The organism is Paenibacillus hunanensis (genome assembly GCF_014645615.1).
In the GTDB taxonomy this organism is placed as follows: domain Bacteria; phylum Bacillota; class Bacilli; order Paenibacillales; family Paenibacillaceae; genus Saccharibacillus; species Saccharibacillus hunanensis.
The window spans coordinates 31229-52310 of sequence record NZ_BMMB01000010.1; the positions used below are offsets into that span (position 1 = coordinate 31229).

The 21082-nt window shown below is 45.7% G+C and carries 18 protein-coding genes; 3 read left to right on the plus strand and 15 right to left on the minus strand.

Features of this window, described 5'->3' with window-relative positions:
• Positions 1-90: 90 nt before the first annotated feature.
• The 11 genes from IEX62_RS19755 to IEX62_RS19805 all read right to left on the minus strand — a co-directional run bounded on the left by IEX62_RS19755 (position 91) and on the right by IEX62_RS19805 (position 12599).
• On the minus strand, positions 91-759 hold the full coding sequence (locus tag IEX62_RS19755; RefSeq protein ID WP_188777501.1) for a response regulator: 669 nt from the start codon (positions 757-759) through the stop codon (positions 91-93).
• Between the two features lie 9 nt (positions 760-768).
• On the minus strand, positions 769-1944 hold the full coding sequence (locus IEX62_RS19760; RefSeq protein WP_188777503.1) for a sensor histidine kinase: 1176 nt from the start codon (positions 1942-1944) through the stop codon (positions 769-771).
• A 345-nt stretch (positions 1945-2289) separates the two neighbouring features.
• Positions 2290-3027 carry an MBL fold metallo-hydrolase gene (locus IEX62_RS19765; protein WP_188777505.1) on the minus strand — a complete coding sequence of 246 codons (738 nt, stop codon included), beginning with the start codon at positions 3025-3027 and terminating at the stop codon, positions 2290-2292.
• A 35-nt stretch (positions 3028-3062) separates the two neighbouring features.
• Positions 3063-3974, minus strand: coding sequence for a GTP cyclohydrolase FolE2 (gene folE2 / locus IEX62_RS19770; protein WP_188777507.1), 912 nt, complete (start codon positions 3972-3974; stop codon positions 3063-3065).
• Between the two features lie 53 nt (positions 3975-4027).
• Complete coding sequence (locus IEX62_RS19775; protein WP_188777508.1) at positions 4028-5041, minus strand: CobW family GTP-binding protein; 1014 nt, start codon at positions 5039-5041, stop codon at positions 4028-4030.
• A gap of 53 nt (positions 5042-5094) precedes the next feature.
• The gene (locus IEX62_RS19780; protein WP_188777509.1) at positions 5095-5487 is read right to left on the minus strand and encodes a DUF3024 domain-containing protein; all 393 of its coding nucleotides are present in this window, start codon (positions 5485-5487) and stop codon (positions 5095-5097) included.
• A gap of 58 nt (positions 5488-5545) precedes the next feature.
• Positions 5546-7219, minus strand: coding sequence for a nucleoside recognition domain-containing protein (locus IEX62_RS19785; protein ID WP_188777510.1), 1674 nt, complete (start codon positions 7217-7219; stop codon positions 5546-5548).
• The gene (locus IEX62_RS19790; RefSeq protein WP_188777511.1) at positions 7213-8343 is read right to left on the minus strand and encodes an NAD(P)/FAD-dependent oxidoreductase; all 1131 of its coding nucleotides are present in this window, start codon (positions 8341-8343) and stop codon (positions 7213-7215) included. The genes IEX62_RS19785 and IEX62_RS19790 overlap by 7 nt, the downstream gene beginning before the upstream one ends.
• 306 nt (positions 8344-8649) lie before the next feature.
• Complete coding sequence (locus tag IEX62_RS19795) at positions 8650-9135, minus strand: GNAT family N-acetyltransferase (RefSeq protein ID WP_188777634.1); 486 nt, start codon at positions 9133-9135, stop codon at positions 8650-8652.
• Positions 9136-9611: 476 nt separating this feature from the next.
• Complete coding sequence (locus tag IEX62_RS19800; protein WP_188777512.1) at positions 9612-10577, minus strand: AEC family transporter; 966 nt, start codon at positions 10575-10577, stop codon at positions 9612-9614.
• Between the two features lie 306 nt (positions 10578-10883).
• Positions 10884-12599 (minus strand): NAD-dependent malic enzyme, encoded by a 1716-nt coding sequence (locus IEX62_RS19805; RefSeq protein ID WP_188777513.1) that lies wholly within the window; start codon positions 12597-12599, stop codon positions 10884-10886.
• 336 nt (positions 12600-12935) lie between these two features.
• Between IEX62_RS19805 and IEX62_RS19810 the strand changes: the two genes are divergently transcribed.
• The 3 genes from IEX62_RS19810 to IEX62_RS19820 all read left to right on the plus strand — a co-directional run bounded on the left by IEX62_RS19810 (position 12936) and on the right by IEX62_RS19820 (position 16232).
• On the plus strand, positions 12936-13817 hold the full coding sequence (locus IEX62_RS19810) for a LysR family transcriptional regulator (RefSeq protein ID WP_188777514.1): 882 nt from the start codon (positions 12936-12938) through the stop codon (positions 13815-13817).
• A gap of 252 nt (positions 13818-14069) precedes the next feature.
• The gene (gene hcp / locus IEX62_RS19815) at positions 14070-15752 is read left to right on the plus strand and encodes a hydroxylamine reductase (RefSeq protein WP_229685966.1); all 1683 of its coding nucleotides are present in this window, start codon (positions 14070-14072) and stop codon (positions 15750-15752) included.
• 237 nt (positions 15753-15989) lie between these two features.
• Positions 15990-16232 (plus strand): hypothetical protein, encoded by a 243-nt coding sequence (locus IEX62_RS19820; RefSeq protein WP_229685968.1) that lies wholly within the window; start codon positions 15990-15992, stop codon positions 16230-16232.
• A gap of 182 nt (positions 16233-16414) precedes the next feature.
• Here IEX62_RS19820 and IEX62_RS19825 read toward each other — a convergent pair whose 3' ends face one another.
• The 4 genes from IEX62_RS19825 to IEX62_RS19840 all read right to left on the minus strand — a co-directional run bounded on the left by IEX62_RS19825 (position 16415) and on the right by IEX62_RS19840 (position 21068).
• Positions 16415-17263, minus strand: a complete 849-nt coding sequence (locus tag IEX62_RS19825) for an LD-carboxypeptidase (RefSeq protein ID WP_188777515.1) — start codon at positions 17261-17263, stop codon at positions 16415-16417.
• Between the two features lie 394 nt (positions 17264-17657).
• On the minus strand, positions 17658-18377 hold the full coding sequence (locus IEX62_RS19830; protein ID WP_188777517.1) for a YwiC-like family protein: 720 nt from the start codon (positions 18375-18377) through the stop codon (positions 17658-17660).
• A gap of 1 nt (position 18378) precedes the next feature.
• Positions 18379-19398, minus strand: coding sequence for a GTP 3',8-cyclase MoaA (moaA, locus tag IEX62_RS19835; protein WP_308422663.1), 1020 nt, complete (start codon positions 19396-19398; stop codon positions 18379-18381).
• 164 nt (positions 19399-19562) lie between these two features.
• Positions 19563-21068: a nitrate/nitrite transporter gene (locus tag IEX62_RS19840; RefSeq protein ID WP_188777519.1), complete on the minus strand. Its 1506-nt coding sequence runs from the start codon at positions 21066-21068 to the stop codon at positions 19563-19565.
• Between the last annotated feature and the right edge of the window lie 14 nt (positions 21069-21082).

Here is a 21082-nt window from a genome sequence, read left to right on the forward strand (position 1 = left end):
TACGTGCAATTGCCCTTTTTTTGCCCTTTTGCCCAAAAGGGCAGAATGAAGAACTTGCATGCAAGCTAATTCATCATAATTACATAATAATCATAAATGTACGATACCCTTTTCAATCGCAAAAGCGACCGCTTGTGCTCGCGAATCCACGCCAAGCTTATTATAAATATTCGTTAGATGCGCTTTGACCGTTCGTTCGGAAATGCCCATATCAAAGGCAATATCTTTGCTGCGGTGCCCATGAGCAATCGCCTGTAATACGATCTTTTCCCGATTGGAAAGTAATACAGCGGAATAGCTCGACTGACTGGATGTCCGAGTCGGTGTAGACGATACGGCTTTGCTACGTGCTTGAAATACAGTTTGCATAATTTCAGGTTGTAGCAATGTTTCACCACGAATAGCTGAATCGAGTGTGCGGAATAGATGTTCACGTTTAGAATCCTTCAATAAATACCCTTTCGCTCCCATCGCCAGCCCTTTGATCATCAGATCGTCCTCATTGTATGTGGTCAGGATAACTACTGGAATCATACACTGCTGCTGTTGCAGCTTCTCCATCGCTTCCAACCCATCCATAACTGGCATATTCAGATCCATCAGAATTACATCAGGCTGTAACTCCAGTGCTAGTTCCACGGCTATCTGGCCATTCTCTGCTTCGCCGACCACTTGATATTCATCACTCGTTTCCAAAATGAGCTTCAGTCCTTCTCTTACAACAAAATGATCATCGACGATCAGTACATTATATTTCATATGACCCTCCTATCTGAGCGGAATGTTAACCTCGATAATGGTGCCTTTCGGCTTATTCGGTATAATGTTAAATTGTCCATCCATGATTCGCACACGTTCACGAATCCCTAGCAAGCCGTAATGTCCCGAATGCTTACCGATCTGCGCGCTATCCAATCCTCGGCCATCATCAGTAACGCGGATGACTAGCTGCTCGTCTACAGAGCCAAGCGACAATGTTACATGCTGAGCCTGAGCATGACGGGCAATATTTGTCAGACATTCACGCACAATGTGCAGACTATGTTCGATTTGTAATGGCGAAAGTTCGTAAGGAATAGTAATATCCGACTGCACTGCCATCCCAGTAGCCGTTTGAAAACGAGTTACCTCGTTTTGCAGCATATAAGCAAAATCAGTCTCATTCGCTGACTCCCAGCGCAAATTATCAATAACTTCACGCGCTTCAGCTAGCGTGATTCGTGCATTATCCATAGAAGACGAGACAATTTCATACGCGCGTTCTGTATTGCCTTTACCTAAATGTACATGAATCGCTTCAAGCTGCATAATAATACCGACCAGCCCCTGTGCTAAAGTATCATGCAAATCACGTGCCATCCGTTGTCGTTCATTCGTAACTGTTAACTCCTCGACCTGCCGGTGCGCCTTTTCCAATTCATCCAAAAAGTTCTGTGTGCGTTCGCGTGCATAATATTGACGTAGCATTAGATTCACAATGCTAATTACGATAATATTCATAACCGTCACAAGCGATAACGAAATTGCAAGATTGGCTCCATTGTCGATTGATAACGTATACCAGAGCACAAGCACATAACCAAGCGCAAGGAAAAAAAACATTTTGACCTTATCATAATAAGCATAGAGAAATTGACCTGCCAGAAGAGGATACAAGCCAAGTTGTGCCAGCGCATAGCCGTAATGAGAAAAGCATATAATCGACACACTCAGCAACACTTGTACCGTAAAATAAATCCACAGCCACTTTTGCGGGATACGATCAAAAATCCAGTTCATGCCCATAAATAGTAACAAAAGCAGCATAAGTAGCGCAGTGTATAGTGGCTTCTGCTGGAGTGAAGTGGAGATAATACCAATACCAATTTGAATAATAAAGATCCATAATGTTGTAATCTTTCGGGCTTCACGGGCGATCCCCGAAAAATGATGACTATTCTGCATAATTTCACCCTTTCACCTGTCATTCCATTATATCAGGTGTGAGCAATAGCATATTGTACCTTTGGGTATGCCCTTTGGTCAGTTGTGCTTGTACCTTGCATTCAATTTACCCTTAATCTCCTGCATGATATAGGATGAGAAGAAGAAGGATATTGGAATATGTATAAAAGATAAAACATCACAAAAAACAGCCGTCCCTTATGAAAACGACTGTTTTTTGAGGTAGACTATAATGCCAAATCCCCCTACTATTGGGTTGTCTATCGTAAAGCTTTTGTATACGCCATGTATTCCTCATATATCTAACAGGAACTTCAATTCGATTGTTTTATTAGTCGCGCTACTCTAACTACCAGCCGGATATGACCCATTGTGCAGCCTGCGTTGCACAGATGATTGCTCTACCAACCGCCGCAAACGAGCCTGTGCATCATGACAGACACCACCGTGATAACAGATCAATGTATCAAAATCATAGCTCAGCAGCTGCTCCAGCGAATGCATGGCTGCTGGCAAATCCTCTGTCAATTCTACAGGTGGTAGCACCAGCTCATCATCGATATAAAATACGATATCCCCTGCAATTAAAGCACGCTCCTGTCGTAGTAAAAGGCATACATGCCCGGAAGTATGGCCCGGTGTGTGAATAACCTCCATCCCACCTGCGATATGGAACTGCTGTCTATGGCTGAGATAACGATCAATCCGACCATGTGGTAGCTGTGTCAGCTGCGATTGCCATGGGACGACATTATTTTTTAAAAGCGGGCGCTCTCCACGTATGTATGGAGCGTCTCCTTCATGTGTATAGAATGTCGCATAACGATTAGCGGCATCTAATTCTGGTAAGCAGCCGATATGATCCAGATCCTGATGCGTGAATAGCACCGAATCGAGCAATTCTGGAGCAGTACCTGCTGCCTTTAGCTCATCACTTAATTGCTCATACTGTCCGGGCAATCCGGCATCAATCAGCATCGTGTAGCCCTTATCAGATAAAAGCAGCGGATGAATGATACTGTCTCTACCCATAAATTCCATTTCCAGCTCCAGCAACATTACCTGTTCACTTATTTTTTTCATCTATGGTGTCACACTCCTCGTTCCATACCGCAGGCTTATTCTCTGCAATAGCTGACGCTACCTATGGCATCATGCTGATGAATCGATTCCTCATTGCGACAGTGGATCGTGAAGCTCTCAATCCACTCTGACTCGTACAGATCGGCAGCATTAAGGCGTAATATATCCTCTACAAAGCGTGCATTCTCATAAGCTTGCTCCGTAATATATTTTTCATCCGGACGCTTTAGCACCGGATACGGAATGCTGCTTGCATTACTCTCTGCCACCTCAAGCAAGCGCTCCTTCCAATTGTCTGGAAGCAAGCCGTGTTTAGGAGTAATCTCCATCGTTATCCGTCCACGCTGATTATGTGCACTGTATTCACTAATATCACGAGAGCAAGGACACAGTGTTGTAATCTGCACTTCAAGCGTAGCTTTAACATGCAAGGAATGATCTGTAGAATAAGATAATTCTAATCTGGCAACAGCATGGTTGAGTCCAATATGACCACTACGTGGTGCCTGACGTTCATAATACCAATCATACTCGACCACTAGCTTCGCCTGTTCTTGTTGCATATGCTGTGCCAGACTTCGGGTTAATGTGCTCAAATCCTCGAATCGATCGCTTAATCCATGCTGACGTGCTAGCTCCAGTTGCTCGGTCAACCTGCTCATATTAATTCCTCGCGATTGTTGGGATAATGAAGTCGTAAGGTGAAATCGGGCTGTCGTCGTCATCTTGGATGGAGACAACGTCGAGAGGACAATAAGTGGATAACGAAGATTGCCAATCCCCACTTGATCCAGAGCAAACAGAAAATTATGGTGTGAATTTTGCAAATCTTGCATCCCTTCCGCCTCTATCGGTTTTTCTCCAGGTACAGATGGAATCGAACCAAATAGCTTTAATCTCGCCGATTTGTCCGGCCAAAGGGATTCGTGCTGCCAATCTTGCTGCATCGTTGTAGGACTCCTTTAGTTATAAATTCAAATGATTATTGTTATATCGTAGTTCACAATGTCGACTCTGTTGACTCCACGATACATTCTGCAAACCGTTGCTGAAACCAGGCTTCGTCCAGATTTTTGCCAATAATGACGATTCGAGTTAGCCGTTGCTCGTCATCGCGCCAGTTGCGATCGGTATTGATGCCCAGCATCATATGCACACCCTGGAATACGACACGCCGATCCACCTGATCCACATGGATAATACCTTTATAGCGATACGTATCCTCCGCATGATTAACCAGCCACTCATCCATAAAGCGATTGATCTTCTGTAATTGCACTGGACGCTCGTCCTGCAATATGATAGAGTGCACATGATCTTCATGATGGTGATGATGAGCATGTAGCAGATTCGGACGAATCTCCAGCTTATGGTTCAGATCAAATGCATTCACATCTAGCACATAACGAACATCCAGTGTAGATTGACAGGTATGATAGATCGGCGCTGACACATTCATATGACGTAGACGTGCTTCGAGCGCCGTTCGTTCTTCTACTGTAACCAGATCCGACTTGTTCAATAGTAGAATATCAGCAAAAGCAACCTGTGCCTGCGCTTCCGGTCCTTGATTCAGATGCAGATGGGCGTGACACGCATCCACAAGCGTAACGACCGCATCCATTTTGAAAAATTGAGCAAGCAGCTCTTCCGCAAGAAAAGTTTGAATAACGGGGCCGGGATCAGCCAGACCAGTCGTCTCAATTACAATCCGATCAAAATTGTAGGCTTGCCCTTTCATACTGAATTTGCGATCCAATAGCTGTAAGGCAATCCTCACCAGATCACCGCGTACTGTACAGCAAATACAGCCATTGTTCATCTCGATAATCTCATCATCAGCGCCAACGATTAATTCATGATCAATTCCGATCTCGCCAAACTCATTTACGATCACTGCGATCTTCTGCCCGTGATCTGAGGTTAATAGATGATTTAACAACGTTGTTTTGCCTGCACCGAGAAAGCCAGTCACAATAGTTACCGGAATGCGTGGATCATCGATTTCATTCATCGTTCTACCTCCTTTGCCAGATGAATCTTCAGCACGTACGCATGACGACCATGCTATACGTAATCCTCCTGCTCATCATGTGCCTGCCAATCAGGCCAGAACAGCTCCAGCGGATCTTCTTCCACATATTGCAGCTGTAGCTCGAAATCACGCTGCCCACCCGCTTCGGTTACTGCATTCCATAATGGGGGTTCCTGCGCAGATAGCTTATTTTTACGAGCATACACATGCCAGCAGCCATCCGATTGGCAACGCAGACAGGCAAACTCGGTTCGCTCCCAGCCACGTAACGATTCAGAGGGACGAAGCTCCGATAGAATCAATCCATCCAGCTCTAATTCATACACGAGCTGTACCGCAGTTCGCATCGAAGCCGGCACCTTGGCATCGATATAGCCATCCATAATCTGCTGAATTCGGCGAATGGTAAAGGTGTCCAATGTCATTACAGCTCCTCCAATCTGCTCTCTTATGTCTGCGTTAATTTGTTATGCTTTATGCTGTTCATGCGATCACAATCACGGCAATCAGCCATGTGCTTATTAACGAAGTTAGTAATTGCCGACCCGCAAGCTTTAATGCAAATCCGACTCCAAGCTCCCTTGAGATCGTCCACAGGGTAACAAGACATGCGGTCAAAGTGGAAGCGAGATAGACAAGTACAAGCAGTTGCCCTCCACTCAGCTGTACCAGCCATTGCCCTCCGTCCTGATTCAGCACTAACAAGCCATCCTTGCGCAGTATAGAAAACAAAATTCCGGCTGTCGCCTGATGGGGAAGTCCAAATAAAGACAATAAGGGTGCAATTCCCTTTGTGAGTCGATCCAATATGCCGCTCCATTGCAGTAAGCTCGCTCCTACACAGATCAGGAGGAAAATCGGCATCGCCTGTGTTAAAAATTGCTTGAGTACCGCATGCAAACGCCAGCGCACCGCTCGCAGTGATGGCCACTGCAAAAATGTGCGCCCAACCACAACAGACTGCAAGTTAGACGACTGCCTGTTCCACAACCGTGTATGAGCCGCACCTACCAGCACGAGGATCAGCAGATAAGGCAGAAATAACCACGGCCGTCCACCAGAGCTGAAGATCGATAGACTGGCACCGATCTGGTAGCTGCATGCAGAGCCAAAGGCAATAAGCGACACGCAAGCGCGCCGTGTGCAGCGGCTACATGTACGGCTTTGAAATACAGCAACCACATTGCAGCCAAACCCACTCAGTACCGGAATAAGATCCCGTCCATTCAGCCCGATCCGTCTCATCCACCCATCCAGAGAATCGGTAATACGATCTTTCAGCCCACTTTCTTCGGTCAATGCTACGCTAAGTCCAACGAACAGTACGACTGGAAATGCCCAGATAAAGGAGTAGATACCGAGACTGAGTACACCATAGCTACCCAGAAGCATAGTTTTCAACCAGTCAGGAAGCTGTAAAGTGAGATTACGTAACGGATCGAGCAACCAATGATCGGCTAAGGGCTGTAGCCAGCCGGATAATACATAAGCGAGAAATACCGGTACAGCAAATAGCAGCAGTAAGGCAATGACCGATACCGTTCTTCCCCATGTCGTATGCTCAAACCAGGTGATCTGTGCCTCCTTGATCTCTTCCACCGGTGGCTCTGTTAGTACTGGCTTTCGTTTCATAGGACGCGCCATATTTATCGCCTGTAAAAGTGTACCTCTTGTCGTTATATCCAGTTGCCGTGAATCGACCGCGAGTACAGAAATGCCTAACATTTGCCGATAGTGGGTTGTGTAAGCCTCTACTAGCGTACTCGCCCGATCAGCAAAGGTAAGTATAAGGACGATATTTTTTCCAATCAAGTCGAGCATCTTCAACAGTAACGGTAGCTCACGAGCAGCATGCGTAGCACGAACGATGAGTAGGACGATGTCACTTTGACCTAGCATATTCAAGGCCAGCTCTGTTGTCAGGCTATCATCCTGAACACGAATACCTGGCGTATCGACCAGTTCCACACTCGATTGTGATGTGGGTATGATCATGTCTGTACGACGTACCGTAACCGTCGAGCCTCGAAAATTCGACTCTGCACCTGTATCCATCCCACTTAAACTGCGAAATAGTGCAGACTTACCCGTTGATTCCAGACCAATCAGCACCACCGCACGCGGCGTAGTTGGCTGGTTCTGTCGTTCGTTCAGCATGTGCAGTTCTCCTGACAGCAGGACAGATCATCAAGGAACATGCCCTCACGGCGATAATGCTCCAGCCGAGACACATCATACTGGAGCAATGTACCGATCCGATGCGCGATAACAGCAAAGCGTTGCCGGAATTTATAAATAAAGCAAAACATCAATTGATCATGCATGACACTGGGACCGCTAACGAATAAGCCTGGTGTAATCAGAGATTCGTCCGCTGGCCCTAGCTTCACTGCTCCATTCCCGCTCCGCTGTATTAAATGCTCAATCAGGTGCAGACTGCCACTGAAGCCTGTCGCTAGAATCGGGGTCGCTTCGCTATGGATCACATGCTGCTTACCATGATCATCTTCACAATAGATGTTGTATCCACCATTTGGTTCTGGCTCTATCCACTGCACTTCGCAACCGCCGATGAATGAGATACGCCCATATTGAATTTCCTGTCGCAGACGATCCTTTGTGTAGGGACTCAGCTCCATACTTGGATCACTACTGCCTTTGTCGAGCAAGCGCGAACGTCGATCCAGCATCGTTACTTTTTTCCCTGATCGGCTCAGGTGGATAGCGGCGTCTGTTCCGCTCTCATATCCGCCAATCACTACCACCTGCTCTCCCTCCAGCGCTGCCCAGCTTGTAACCTGACTATTATGAATAGCGTACTCACTGCCGGGAATCGCATCCAAGCGGGGATATTGGAATTCGCCTGCTGCCCAGATGACAAAGCGTGCATGCCAATCCCCTGTGCTCGTCGTCACACAGAATCCATCCGCTTCCTGCTGTACCTCAGTCACCTCTATACCGCAATGTACGGGCAATTCATGATAATCGCTTAATGCTTGCAAGTATTTCGCGTATTCCTGACCTGTAGGATGCTCTGTATTTAGTGTGTAGGCAGGTGAAGTATTTAAAGCAACTGCATTAAGATCAAGCATTCCGTACGCATTGCTTGTGAATGAAGGCGTGATCAAACGCATCTCATCAGGCCACATACCAAAGGATGCACCAATCGAATGTCGCTCCAAAATAGCATAATGCTGTAATCCAAGCTCCTTCAGTACCGTTCCTATACCGATACCGGCAGCACCTGCACCGATAATCAGACAATCCCATCGTTTCTTCATACTTTTTCACTCCTCATTAATCGTAATAATTACGATTAATGATTAATAATATAATCTTCTGCTAAAAGTTTGTCAACATTTCTACAGGTGAATCTATAAGCACAAACGTTATGCAGGATGTCGCTAGCATGAGCATTACGCTATTGGAATGATATACAAAACAGATCCGATAAAAATAACAATAAAAAAAAGTTTCCCTGCTGCGTTGGCAACATGGAAACTTTCCTAATATTACATATACCTGATGCTACATATTCATATCCAATCATGCTTTATTGTTATCTCACTTCTAAATAAAGAGCGAACCTAAATAGCATAGCGATAAAACTTTTTATCCACCTGCATTACAGGAAAACTCTCTGGTAAGCTCTCTTGCTCCACCTCAGCGAATCCATTCTTTTCATAAAAGCGATGAGCTGCCTTGAATTGTGGAGTTGTACCCAGGTAAATATCCTGCACACCTCGCTCCCGTGCCCATTCGAGCGCCTGTGTCAGCAGTGCATGAGATACGCCCCATGCTTTACCACGATAATCCTGATGTACAAACATTTTACGGAGGGCAACCTGCTGCTCACCGATATCCAGTAAGGCAATCGTACCTACAACCTGCTCCCCTACACAGGCAATCCAGAAGTTACCGTTCCCATGCTGGTAAAAGCCTCTAATATCCTGTAGATCGGGCTGCTGTTCTCGTGTGATCGGAATTCCGTATTCCTCCTGCTGAATATGTACGATCATGTCAGCAACACGAGCTTGCCAGGTTGTTGCTGCTTCTGCCTGAAATGTCATCATATGAACCGTATTTTCCAATGTACAGCACGCTCCTCTTTCATCTATTATGCTTCAGTACAATAAGGACATTTCAGAATTAGTTATCTATATATGCTCCATATGCTCCGATTAGCTAATTCGAGCGCCCTTTTATCCTACAAGCAGCTGATGATATATAATATCGCTCCCATCCAGATTTCGATAATACAAAAAAGACTGCTACTCGCTATCGCCTAATGACGATCCGTTGCAGCAGCCTTTCTATTATATTGACATGGATGAACAGGTACAGCAAGTAAGAGCATCCATATTTGTTGCATATCAATCCATATTCTTTTCATCTAAATGAAGCTTATTCATCGTATTAATCCGGTCATACAGCGCGTTATACTTGCAATTTATATAGTTTAAATTCAAAGTATATGGCGATAGGATGCCATTTGTTTAGAATGCAATCTCTCTGTGGCTGTCTTCATACTCGTTCCAACTACCAACGATTAGAGCAATAATGAGATCAAAATTGGCAGTGAAATCAACGATAAAATGGAGCTAAGTACGAATGAAGATGCCGTTTCGACCTCCAGTGTTTCAAAGCGTGTCGCAATCATGGCAGCTACAGCAGAGCCTGGGAACGATACGAGCAATACCGCCATCGTTACATCATCACTGGACAGTCCCAGCATAGCGGCGAAGGCCAGTGTCAGCAGTGGCAGAGCGATAACTTTGAGTACAGAGATGCTGATTGCACTTCCGCTCAGTTTAATACGGTTCAGACCAATGGTAACACCAATCGCGAACAGTGCCGCACCGGAGGTAATATCACCGATTTGATCCAGTGAATCCTGCAACAGTTGTGGTGCATGGAAGCCGAGCAGTGTCAGAATAACGCCGATCAATGGAACACAGGCAAGTGGCTCACGTAAACCGTGCAAAATGGAGTGAATGGTTAGCTTGAACAGATTCTGATGCTCTCCATCCTGCTGGCTGCTAGCCTGTGTCTTTTTACCAACCGAGCTGACGATCGTTGCGATTGGATCAAGCAATGCATTGACGACAATACCGGTAATGGCAATCGGAATAGCCACCTCTGCTGCTCCAAACAGACTGCCCAGTACCGGAATCCCCATAAAGGCGAACGATGGCTGAGTGGAGTTCAGAGAGAAGATCGAAGATGTATTCAGGTCCATGCGGAATACGAGTCGCATGATCAACAGCATAATGACATAAAATCCAATAATGCCCAAAAACATCGTCATAAAAAAAGGCCATTTCTCGATCAGCGTTTGCTTGCTGGTCGTTGTAATGCCGATGAATAGGTGCGCTGGAAGCGCGAATTTGGTAACGAGTGTGTTCAAGCCTTTGGAAGAAGCTGGACTGAATACTTTAAAATGTCCACCTAAAAATCCAAGAATAATAACAAAGAAAATCGGAATTAAAATCACAAAAATATGACCAACTGACATGATACAGGACCTCCATCTTAATGTTGCGCAAAACGACGTGCAGGTAGTGCCCCGAAAAGGGCGGCTGCTCGTCCTGATGGATGAGCAGCCCTTTTAGTGTAAGCCGTATGCATGATTACAATCGAAACGTGTTCCTTCTATATAAAGATAGATCGCCAAGTCCGTAGTCGAATCTATCATTCATTCTCCTCAGTGCTGCGTGATAAGTAGCCGTGGCTATCTATCCTGGTAAATCACAATACTGCTTATTGAAACTTTACTTCTATCGAACCGTTACGTTCATCGTATGAAGCTTTTACCTTAATCTTAGCCTACCGGAGTCAATTGCTCTGGCTTGATCTCACGATAGACAGGATGCCACATTGCATTACGTACTGCATCCTCTACATCTTCCGGTGAATAGCGTGCTACACCATCTTCTACAGCTGCTTTCGCAACAGCAACCGCTACTGCAAATGATACGGATTGCAGATCACGAACGTGTGGCAACAGGGATGCACCTGATGCGGAAGAATCCACTGCATGTGCAACCGCATCGGCTGCCGCAGTGAACATCCCTTTTGTAAATACTTTTGCCTTCGTTACAATCGCTCCGAGTCCCAGTCCAGGGAATACAAATGCATTGTTCGATTGACCGATCTCATAAGTGACACCATTATATTCAACCGGCTCAAATGGGCTACCTGTAGCGATTAGCGCTTTGCCATCTGTCCATTTCAACAGATCAGCAGGTGTCGCTTCAGCCAGTGGTGTTGGATTAGACATTGGCATGATGATTGGACGCTCTACATACTTCGCCATTTCTTTGATAACTTCTTCGCTGAATGCACCAGTAACGCCGGATGTACCAAGCAGGATCGTTGGTTTCACCTGTTTGATCACTTCGAGCAGGCTGATCTTACCGTCAGCATCAGTTGCAAAATCACGAACCTCTGCCGCAGGACGTAGATACGGTTGCTGGAAGCCCAGTACGCCTTCGGTTTCATCCGTCAGCAGACCACGATAGTCATATGCCCAGAAGCGACGCTCTGCCTCTTCCTGTGTCAGACCTTCCGTAACCATCGCATCGCGAATCTGATCAGCATTACCGATACCGGCAGCTCCTGGTCCAAAGATCAGTACACGGTGTTCACGAAGTGGTGTACCACTAACCTGTACGCCAGACATAACCGCTGCGAGAGTTACAGCACCTGTACCTTGAATATCATCATTAAATGTCAGCATATGCTCACCGTATTTATTAATGATATTACGTGCATTCACATTACCAAAGTCTTCCCAGTGCAGTAATACATTCGGGAACAGCTTGAGTGCCGTTTGTACATAACGATCGATAAATTGCTCATAGCGTTCACCGCGAATCCGTTCATGGCGGTTACCTACATACATTGGATCGTTCAGCAGCTTCTCATTGTTTGTACCTGCATCCAGTACAACTGGCAATACACGCCCAGGGTTGATACCCGCTGCTGCTGTGTACACAGCCAGTTTACCGATTGCGATATTAATACCGCCTACGCCCCAGTCTCCGATACCAAGAATGCTTTCCGAATCCGTTGCTACGATCAGATCAATATCGCCAGGGTTAATTCCGCTATTACGGAACGCTTCTTCGATTCCGTCCATGTTGTCAATCGAGAGATAGACGCCGCCTGGCTTATGGTAGTGCTGGCTATATTCCTGAATCGACTGACCGACAGTCGGTGTGTACACGATTGGCAGCATCTCACTCAGATGCTCGCTCAGCAAGCGATAGTACAGCACGACATTTCGATTCGACAGGTCATCCAGCATAATGTTTTTACGCAGATTGCTCGATTCATTTTGGAACTGTTCGTAAGCACGTTTCGCCTGCTCTTCAATCGTTAAAATCGTTGGTGGCAGGATTCCGTTCAATTCGAGCGCCTTACGCTCTGCTTCTGAAAATGCTACGCCTTTGTTCAAAATTGGATTGGCGAGTACATCTTTACCACGCAATACCGTTCTCAGCGATCCATCATTATCAAGATAAAAAGCGTTCATAGTTAACAGCCTTCTTTCTTACTTTTTTGAATATTTAATTACTTTTCGTAAACAACCATCAATCACAGTTACTATAATAGTCTCATTTTGACATATTGTAAAGGATAAATTTGAACATTTTCTATCAATTTCGTATTTATCATTGACAAAAACTATTATAGATTTGAAAATACAATATTTTTGTTTCATGTTTGCGCAAATTTTTAATTTTATAAAATCGTTTACATTTGTCTAAAACGTGACAAAACCAGCGTTTATGCGCTCTAGCAAGAGATTGGAAAAATAAATCAAAAATAATATAATGATAGTCACAAGCAATGATGAAGGGAGAAACATATGGAGCTCAGACAATTGGAGTATTTTGTAGCAGTATGTGAGGAGCTGCATTTTACACGTGCAGCTGAACGGCTGGGCATCACACAGCCTACACTCAGTATTCAGATTCGTACAATGGAAGAAGAACTGGGGATGCAGCTATTTGACCGAATCGGCAAACGTATTACACCGACCGAGGCAGGATATATTTTGCTCAAGCAGGCGCGAGGCATTTTGCTCAAGCTACAGGATGCGTACGATGAGATCAATGGATTGCGTCAGTATGACGGGGGGAATCTGGTCGTCGGATTAATGGCTGCGGAGCTGGATTATCGGCTAACCCCGATTCTGATCGACTTTCACCATCAATTCCCCAAAGTCCATTTGAAAATTCATTCTGCCATTGAGGTTGCAGATATGGTCATTAACAATCAAGTCGATGTGGGCATTTCTTTAATGGAGACGAACGATCCAAGGCTGACAACTATTCCACTCTATGCGGAGGAGTTCGTACTTGTAGTGTCAGAGCGACATGAGCTGGCTGGTCGCAAATCGGTTACGCTGGAGACAATCGGGAATCAGCCCTTGATTGCCTACCCTAAAGGCTTCAAGGCACGCGAGCTAATCGAAACGCATTGCCGGGATCATGGGCTTAATCTCAATATAATAGTAGAAACGTCAACAGCCTCATCGTTGTATGGATTTGTTCGTTCCAATGTGGGAGCCTGCTTACAGCCGTACTCTCTCTCCCATTCCCTTAATGATCCAAGCCTGCGTTTAATCAAAATTGAAGACTTCCCTCCCCTACGCCAGATTGCGATCATGCATCGAAATGATAAGTTTCTCGGCTATGCAGCGCAGCAGTTTATTCAGCTGGTGCAGGGACAATTAAAAAAGGATTAGTCTTGATGCAATATATACCAGATCCGATACGACCTGTACGATTGGCAAGTGTATGTAAGCTCTTATAATGTGATTGCTATACTACAACATACCTTGCTAGAATTCTAAATACTTTTTCTATTATAGTGATTGTAATCACAAGCCCACCTCCTTATCCACGATATGCTGAATTCAGCATAGAGCGATACGTACCTGTGGATGACACCAGTCATGTTAGACACACATCGAGTCGCAGGATCAGGAGGGTTTATAATGCAAGCTCAAGACACTTTTATGGATGGGACACCGATGTTTTGTTTTCAGTGTCAGGAAGCTGCCAAGGGAACAGGCTGCACGATTAAAGGCATGTGTGGCAAGACCTATGATGTCGCCAATTTGCAGGATTTATTATTGTATTCACTGAAAGGCATCGCCTGGCTTGCCCAGCATTCGGTAGCTCCTTTGTCAGCTGAACTGGAAAAGGAAGTCGATCTATTCATTACCGATGCGCTATTCACAACGATTACAAATGCTAATTTTGACAAGGACTTCTTCTTCCAGCATATTCGCTTCGCGCTGGAGCTACGTCAGCGCGTGTATGAAACATACGCATCTGCCGCTCAGCCGAATGTCACATTACCTCATGCTACAACATGGACTGGACAAACGGATGCCGATTTGGAGCAAATCGCCATGACGGTCGGTGTACGCCGGACAGCGAATGAAGACATTCGCTCATTGCGTGAGCTGATTATGTATGGGCTTAAAGGTATGGCCGCATATACGTATCATGCGGAGCATTTGCATTATAGCAATACAGAGGTTGACCGTTTCATGTGCCGTGCGCTGGCAGCTACGCTGGATGATACACTTGGCGTGCCTGACTTACTCGCTTTAGCAATGGAGGCTGGTAAATACGGTGTGGATGCGATGGCTATGCTGGATCAAGCGAATACGAGCACATATGGACACCCGGAGATTACAAAAGTAAATATCGGGGTTGGTCAGCGTTCAGGTATTCTGATCAGTGGACATGATCTGCATGATATGGAGGAGCTGCTCAAGCAGACTGAGGGTACAGGTGTGGATGTGTATACACATAGCGAGATGCTCCCTGCTCACTACTACCCTGCCTTCCGTAAATATGAGCATTTTGTCGGCAATTACGGGAATGCCTGGTGGAAGCAGACGAGTGAATTTGAATCGTTTAATGGCCCGATTCTCATGACGACCAATTGTATTGTGCCGCCTAAGGATAGCTATGTGGATCGTCTGTACACCACAGGTAATACAGGTTATGCAGGTGTGAAGCATATTCCAGCTGGAACGAACGGACAACCGAAGGACTTTTCCGTATTGATCGAGCAGGCGAAGCAATGCCCACCTCCAACAGAGCTGGAGCAGGGTGAGATTATTGGCGGCTTTGCCCATCGTACGGTGATAGGATTAGCTGATCAGCTCGCCGAAGCGGTACAAAGTGGTGCGATCAAGCGTTTCTTCGTTATGGCAGGCTGCGATGGGCGAATGAAATCGCGGAGCTACTATACCCGATTTGCTGAGGAATTGCCGCAGGATACGGTTATTCTAACGGCAGGCTGCGCGAAGTATAAATATAATAAGCTTCCACTTGGCGATATCGGTGGTATTCCACGTGTGCTTGATGCCGGACAATGCAATGACTCCTACTCTCTCGTTGTGATTGCGATGAAGCTACAGGAGATGTTTGGACTGGACGATATTAATGATCTGCCGATCTCCTACAATATCGCCTGGTATGAGCAAAAGGCAGTCATTGTCCTGCTATCGCTACTTTATCTCGGTGTTAAAAATATTCATCTTGGCCCTACATTACCTGCTTTCCTCTCTCCTAATGTGGTAAATGTACTGGTGGAAAACTTCGGCATTGCAGGTATTACGACTGTGGAGGAAGATATGCGCGTTTTACTGGAAGTGTAGGCTTGATGTGTATCGTAGTTCCGTAGTTCGATCGATATGCTGGATAATCGTAATGGAATGGGCTAGTCGTAATACACAAGCATGAACCAATGTTCCAATTGCAATACCGACTATCGAAGTTATATTATTCTCTAAGCAGCAATCACAGCTCCTTCACTATGGAGCATTGATTGCTGCTTTTCTGTCACGGGTAATAATGGAGGAAGCAATACGATTAACGATACTGAAGGAGGCGCAATGATGGCACAATTTCCAGAAGAAGTGCAGCTGACAGATCGCAAGGAACGTGAACAGGTAGGTAAACAGATTAACGAAGGCTTTGCCCGCGTTGAAAAGCAAGAAATGCCCGGTGGAGTAGCTGATATTCCCACGCAGCCTGTCGCTCCAAAGCTATCTGAGCATGATATTCGTCGTCTGGTGGGCGAGGGTAATTTTCAATCTGCCAAAGAAGGCGGGCAGCATAATTCGATTAATAGTTAATAAAGAGTAATCAAGACGATATGAAGTTGTGTTAAGTCACAATCATTATCCTGAACGATAGGAATAGAAACGCGACATATTTTATATAGTTATGAACCAAAAAGCCCTTTTCTGATTGCGCAGAAAAGGGCTTTTATTCGTTTATAAATCATTTTTCAATTGATTACTGTATAACTAACCAGCTAGCCAAGAATCATACAACCCGAATCGCTACCATGACCAATGCCTGTTGTATGCACAATTGGTATCCCGCGCGTTGCTGTTATTTTCAACACATAATCAAGTAACGCATCTCGCTCACCATATTGCTCCAGCTCGGTAAATGTACCTAGCAGCAAACCAGAACACTCTTCCAATGCGCCTGTCTGCGCTAGCTGATCCAGCATCGAGATAATGCGTTTTAATCTGCCACTCAATCCCTCTAGCATGATCACACGTCCGCGTGCATGCGGGAAGTTGGGCGTGCCTGCCAGCTTGAGTAGACAGCGTAAATTGCCACCGATTAGCTCGCCGTTCAGATCCTCACCGCGCAGAAATTCAAAATCAAGATCGTACAGATCATTCCCACCACTGAAAAAGGTCGCATAAAACTTCTGTCGCTGCTGCTCTCCATGCTGACGTACCAGGTTCATCACCTGATAATGATAGCCGCCCACACCTGTACGTGCATAGATCGCATTCAGCACAACAGATAGATCGCTCATACCGAATAACGGCTTACGGGAACGTGCAATTTGATCAAAATCGAGATACGGCAGGATTCCATTCGCCGAGTCGCCACCCGAAATATCAAAGATCGCTTTTACATTCGGGTCTGCACATAAACGATTGAGCTCGGCTGCTCGCTCTTGCGGACTACCACTCCAGCCGTACTGCGTCTGCATAATCGTCTTCGCTTCTTCCACACGTAAGCCCCAGCCACTCAAATGCTGAATAAGCTCATCTACACTATTTCGTTTCCCCCAGGCAATGCCGTCTGAGCAGGAAATCAGCGCGACGGTATCGCCATTTTTGAGCTGTAATTGTGACATAGGAACGCTCCTTTGCGATAAATATAGTTATAAATGGTATCAGAAATGGATAGATCGTGCAGGTGTACGGCAAGCTTGTACAGATTGTACCTGTAGGGTTAGAGGCTATATCTACTATACAAGCTTGAGCACACCTGAGAACGTTCTGTAGCTATATTATTCTATGTAGCTTGATATGGCTGAAATGATATAATTATGGGTTAATCTTATCATTGCTCACCAAGCTGGAGCAAGCAAGGAACATACGCAAAGGAAGCTTTTCAGCTATAGAGGTTGATCGCCAGTATAGCGATTCTCCACTCTATGCGAAAAGCTTCGTTCTTCGTTATTTATATCATCATAGCCTCATAGCCTCATAGCCTCGTATAAAGTTCTATTTTTGCAAATCATGCAATTACAAAATTATCGGTAGTAACACGAATACCGAACCAACGATGCAAGCTCCTCCCAGCTCAATCATGCCAACCGTTCTTGTACGTAGTTGTCGCTGGGGTAGCATTATACTTCGTAATAGAAGGAGTGTAGTTGGAACGAATAGCCACAGATGCCACCAACCTGCAAGCACTAGTATGATAACGTGATAACCGACAGACAGGCGATAATAGAAGGGATTGTTCTTTTCACGAATCATCGTTTTGACATATACTGCTGTTCCGCAAAAGTACAGCACTAGCATCACGAATAGCTGACTTGTCATGCGCCAATTTAGCTCCTGTCCCATATAAGCGACCGGATAAATAAACGAGCAAAACATTGCAATAGCTAGCACATCATTGAGCAATGCACGTTCATTGCGCGCACGTGCAAAATACATATTTGGAATGAAAAATAACAGTAATGCTACGCCATACCATAGCAACTGAGGCTCCATCCAGACGACAATGCCCAGCAATGGCAATAGCAATCCACCATACAGGAGGGTCGGCTGACGATATCTTTCACTGCGACCTGTCTTGATCCATAGCAATAACGGGAAGCTGAATAAATACATCGTCAGCCAGCATAGAAATAGCGGAATGTGTAGCCAGCTCGCTCCAGATAGACTCATCCCACATAGAAATGGCAATACCAGCATCGCCCAGGCTCCATGTTGATTCGGAATATATCGATTCATCTTAACCACCGATGTAAGACATATTGATTTTGCCCTGACGTGTCTGCTGCGCTGGATCAGCCTCGCTACGTTCATCGGAATATCGATCCAGTCGATGCTCCCATACACGCTTAATTGCCTGTAACAAGAAGACATCATCGGCGCCACGGCGCATCAAGGAACGCAGATCATATCCTTCTGTTGCAAATAGACAGGTGTATAGCTTTCCTTCCGACGATAATCGCGCCCGTGTGCAGGAAGAGCAAAACGAATCCGATACCGAGCTAATAAAGCCAATCTCTGTACCTGTACCCGCATAACGATAGTAGCGTGCGACCTCACCATAATGATGAGGATCAACCGGCTCCAGTGCATAGCGTGTACGTAGCTGCTGCAAAATCGTCTTCTCTGGCACTACGTACCGTTGTTGCCAGCCGTTATCATTGCCTACATCCATAAATTCAATAAAGCGCAGTGTAATGCCTCGTTTACAAAAGTAGTCTGCCATCGGCACGATATCGACATCATTCAGCCCTTTTTGTACGACCATATTGATCTTAATCGTGTAGCCAATCGATTGGGCATAGTCGATTCGTTTAAGAATCTGCTCTGGCTTAATACCACGACCATTCATATAGCCAAACCGTCGTGGATGCAGTGAATCAAGGCTGATATTCAACCGACGCAAGCCTACATCATAAAGCGGCTTTGCCTGTGCGCCAAGCAGCAATCCATTGGTTGTTAAGCCAATGTCCTCAACTTCGGCAATAGCTGCAATCCGGCTGATCAGCTCAGGCAGACCTCGGCGAAGTAGTGGTTCGCCACCGGTTAACCGTACTTTGCGCACGCCTAGACCGACAAACAGGCGTACTAGCCGCTCCATTTCGTCAAATGACAGCAGCTCCGAGCCATGCATAAATGCGTAATCATCGCCAAAAATCTCTTTTGGCATACAGTATCGGCATCGGAAGTTGCAACGGTCAGTCACCGAGATACGCAGATCGCGCATCGGTCGCTCCAGCAGATCAGTAGACGGATTCATGATAAAGGACTCCTTTTTATTATAATCAATACGCTGTGTAACCGTATCGGTAATCTGTCATGTACTGTCATGTATCAGCATGTTCGGATCTAGGGAACGCATAGATAACCTGCTTCTGCTCACTGACAGCGTTTAGTGAATAAATAAAGCGAAGGTCATGTCGTTTAGGAGGATCGGTTCGGATGCTCGGTTAGCTCGCTGAATGTGCCAACATACCGGATATCTTCGCCAGTGGCATCCTTGACCGCACTAATGTTGAGCCATTGCACGTATTCTTCACCATTTTTGCGGCGGTTCCAGATAGCGCCCTGCCATAAGCCCTTTTGCTTAATATCCTTCCACATTTGCTCGTAAAAATTCTCCGGCTGACGCCCCGACTTTAATATACTCGGACGCTGATTCAGCACGTCCTCCTCTGTATAGCCCGTTAGACGGGTGAAGGCAGGGTTGACCGTTTTGATATAACCTTTAGGGTCGGTAACGAGAATGCCCTGTGCTGTAGACTTGAATACATCGGATACCAGTGTCAGCTTGTCCTGATAATACATCCAGACGACAATAATCAGACTCGCCAGTGCGACCTGAGACAGTAGCATAAAGCCAATCGAATATTGCCCGGTTAGTCCGTGAATTGCAGCTAGCATCAGCGGCGGGAAGAAGCCACCCAGACCGCCCATCATGGATACAATCCCGTTTGCAATGCCTGCCTGCTTGTTAAAATAGAACGGCACCAGCTTGAAAATAACTCCGTTTCCGATACCCGCACTAACCGCAATCGTTAGACAGCCAACCGTATACAGACCGATCGATGGCGAAAAGGCAAGCAAAATGGCAGCCAGTGTATATACTGCAAAGGTACACATAAGTAGAAACAACGCTTGAAAGCGATCCGCTAGCCAGCCACCAACCGGACGCAGAAATGTCGCTAATGCGATAAATCCGGCAGTACGAAGTCCAGCATCTACCTTATCCAGCTGAAAATTGGCAACGAGAAAGTTCGGTAGATAGACGGTAAAAGCGACAAATGAACCAAAGGTAATAAAATAGAATAACGAGAAATACCAGAGCTTTTCATTTTTGTATACGCCCTTGATCTGTTCGATGATTGGTGTTTTGACCCGCGCTTCCTTGCGATCACCGAATAGGAAGTTTAGTACGATAAATACGAGCAGCAGCACTAGATACAGACGCACTGCTGATTGCCAGCCGATCTGCGATGCTACAACAGGCGCGGAAAAGGTCGTGATCGCTGTACCGATATTGCCCATACCGTATACACCGTTAACCAGACCATGCTTTTCGCGCGGATAGTATTTGGGCAATGACGTAACACCTACGGAGAATACCGCGCCACCAATCCCGAGGAACAGCCCACCAATGATCAGATCGGTCATAGATGAGGCGATGCTAATGTAATACACCGGGAATAACAGCAAAATAAAGCTAATCATAAATACGACTCGCGCACCGACAATATTGGCATAATACCCGAGCGGAATACGCAAAATCGAGCCAAGCACGACCGGAATCGCCGTTACAATCGCAAGACTCCCCTGTGGAATGCTAATATCCTCTTTGATAAATGGCATCAGTGAGGAGATGATAACCCAGACCATGAATCCCAGTACCAGATTCAATGTCTGCAAAGATAACTGCATCTTTTTGATCATTCGATTCACCCTTT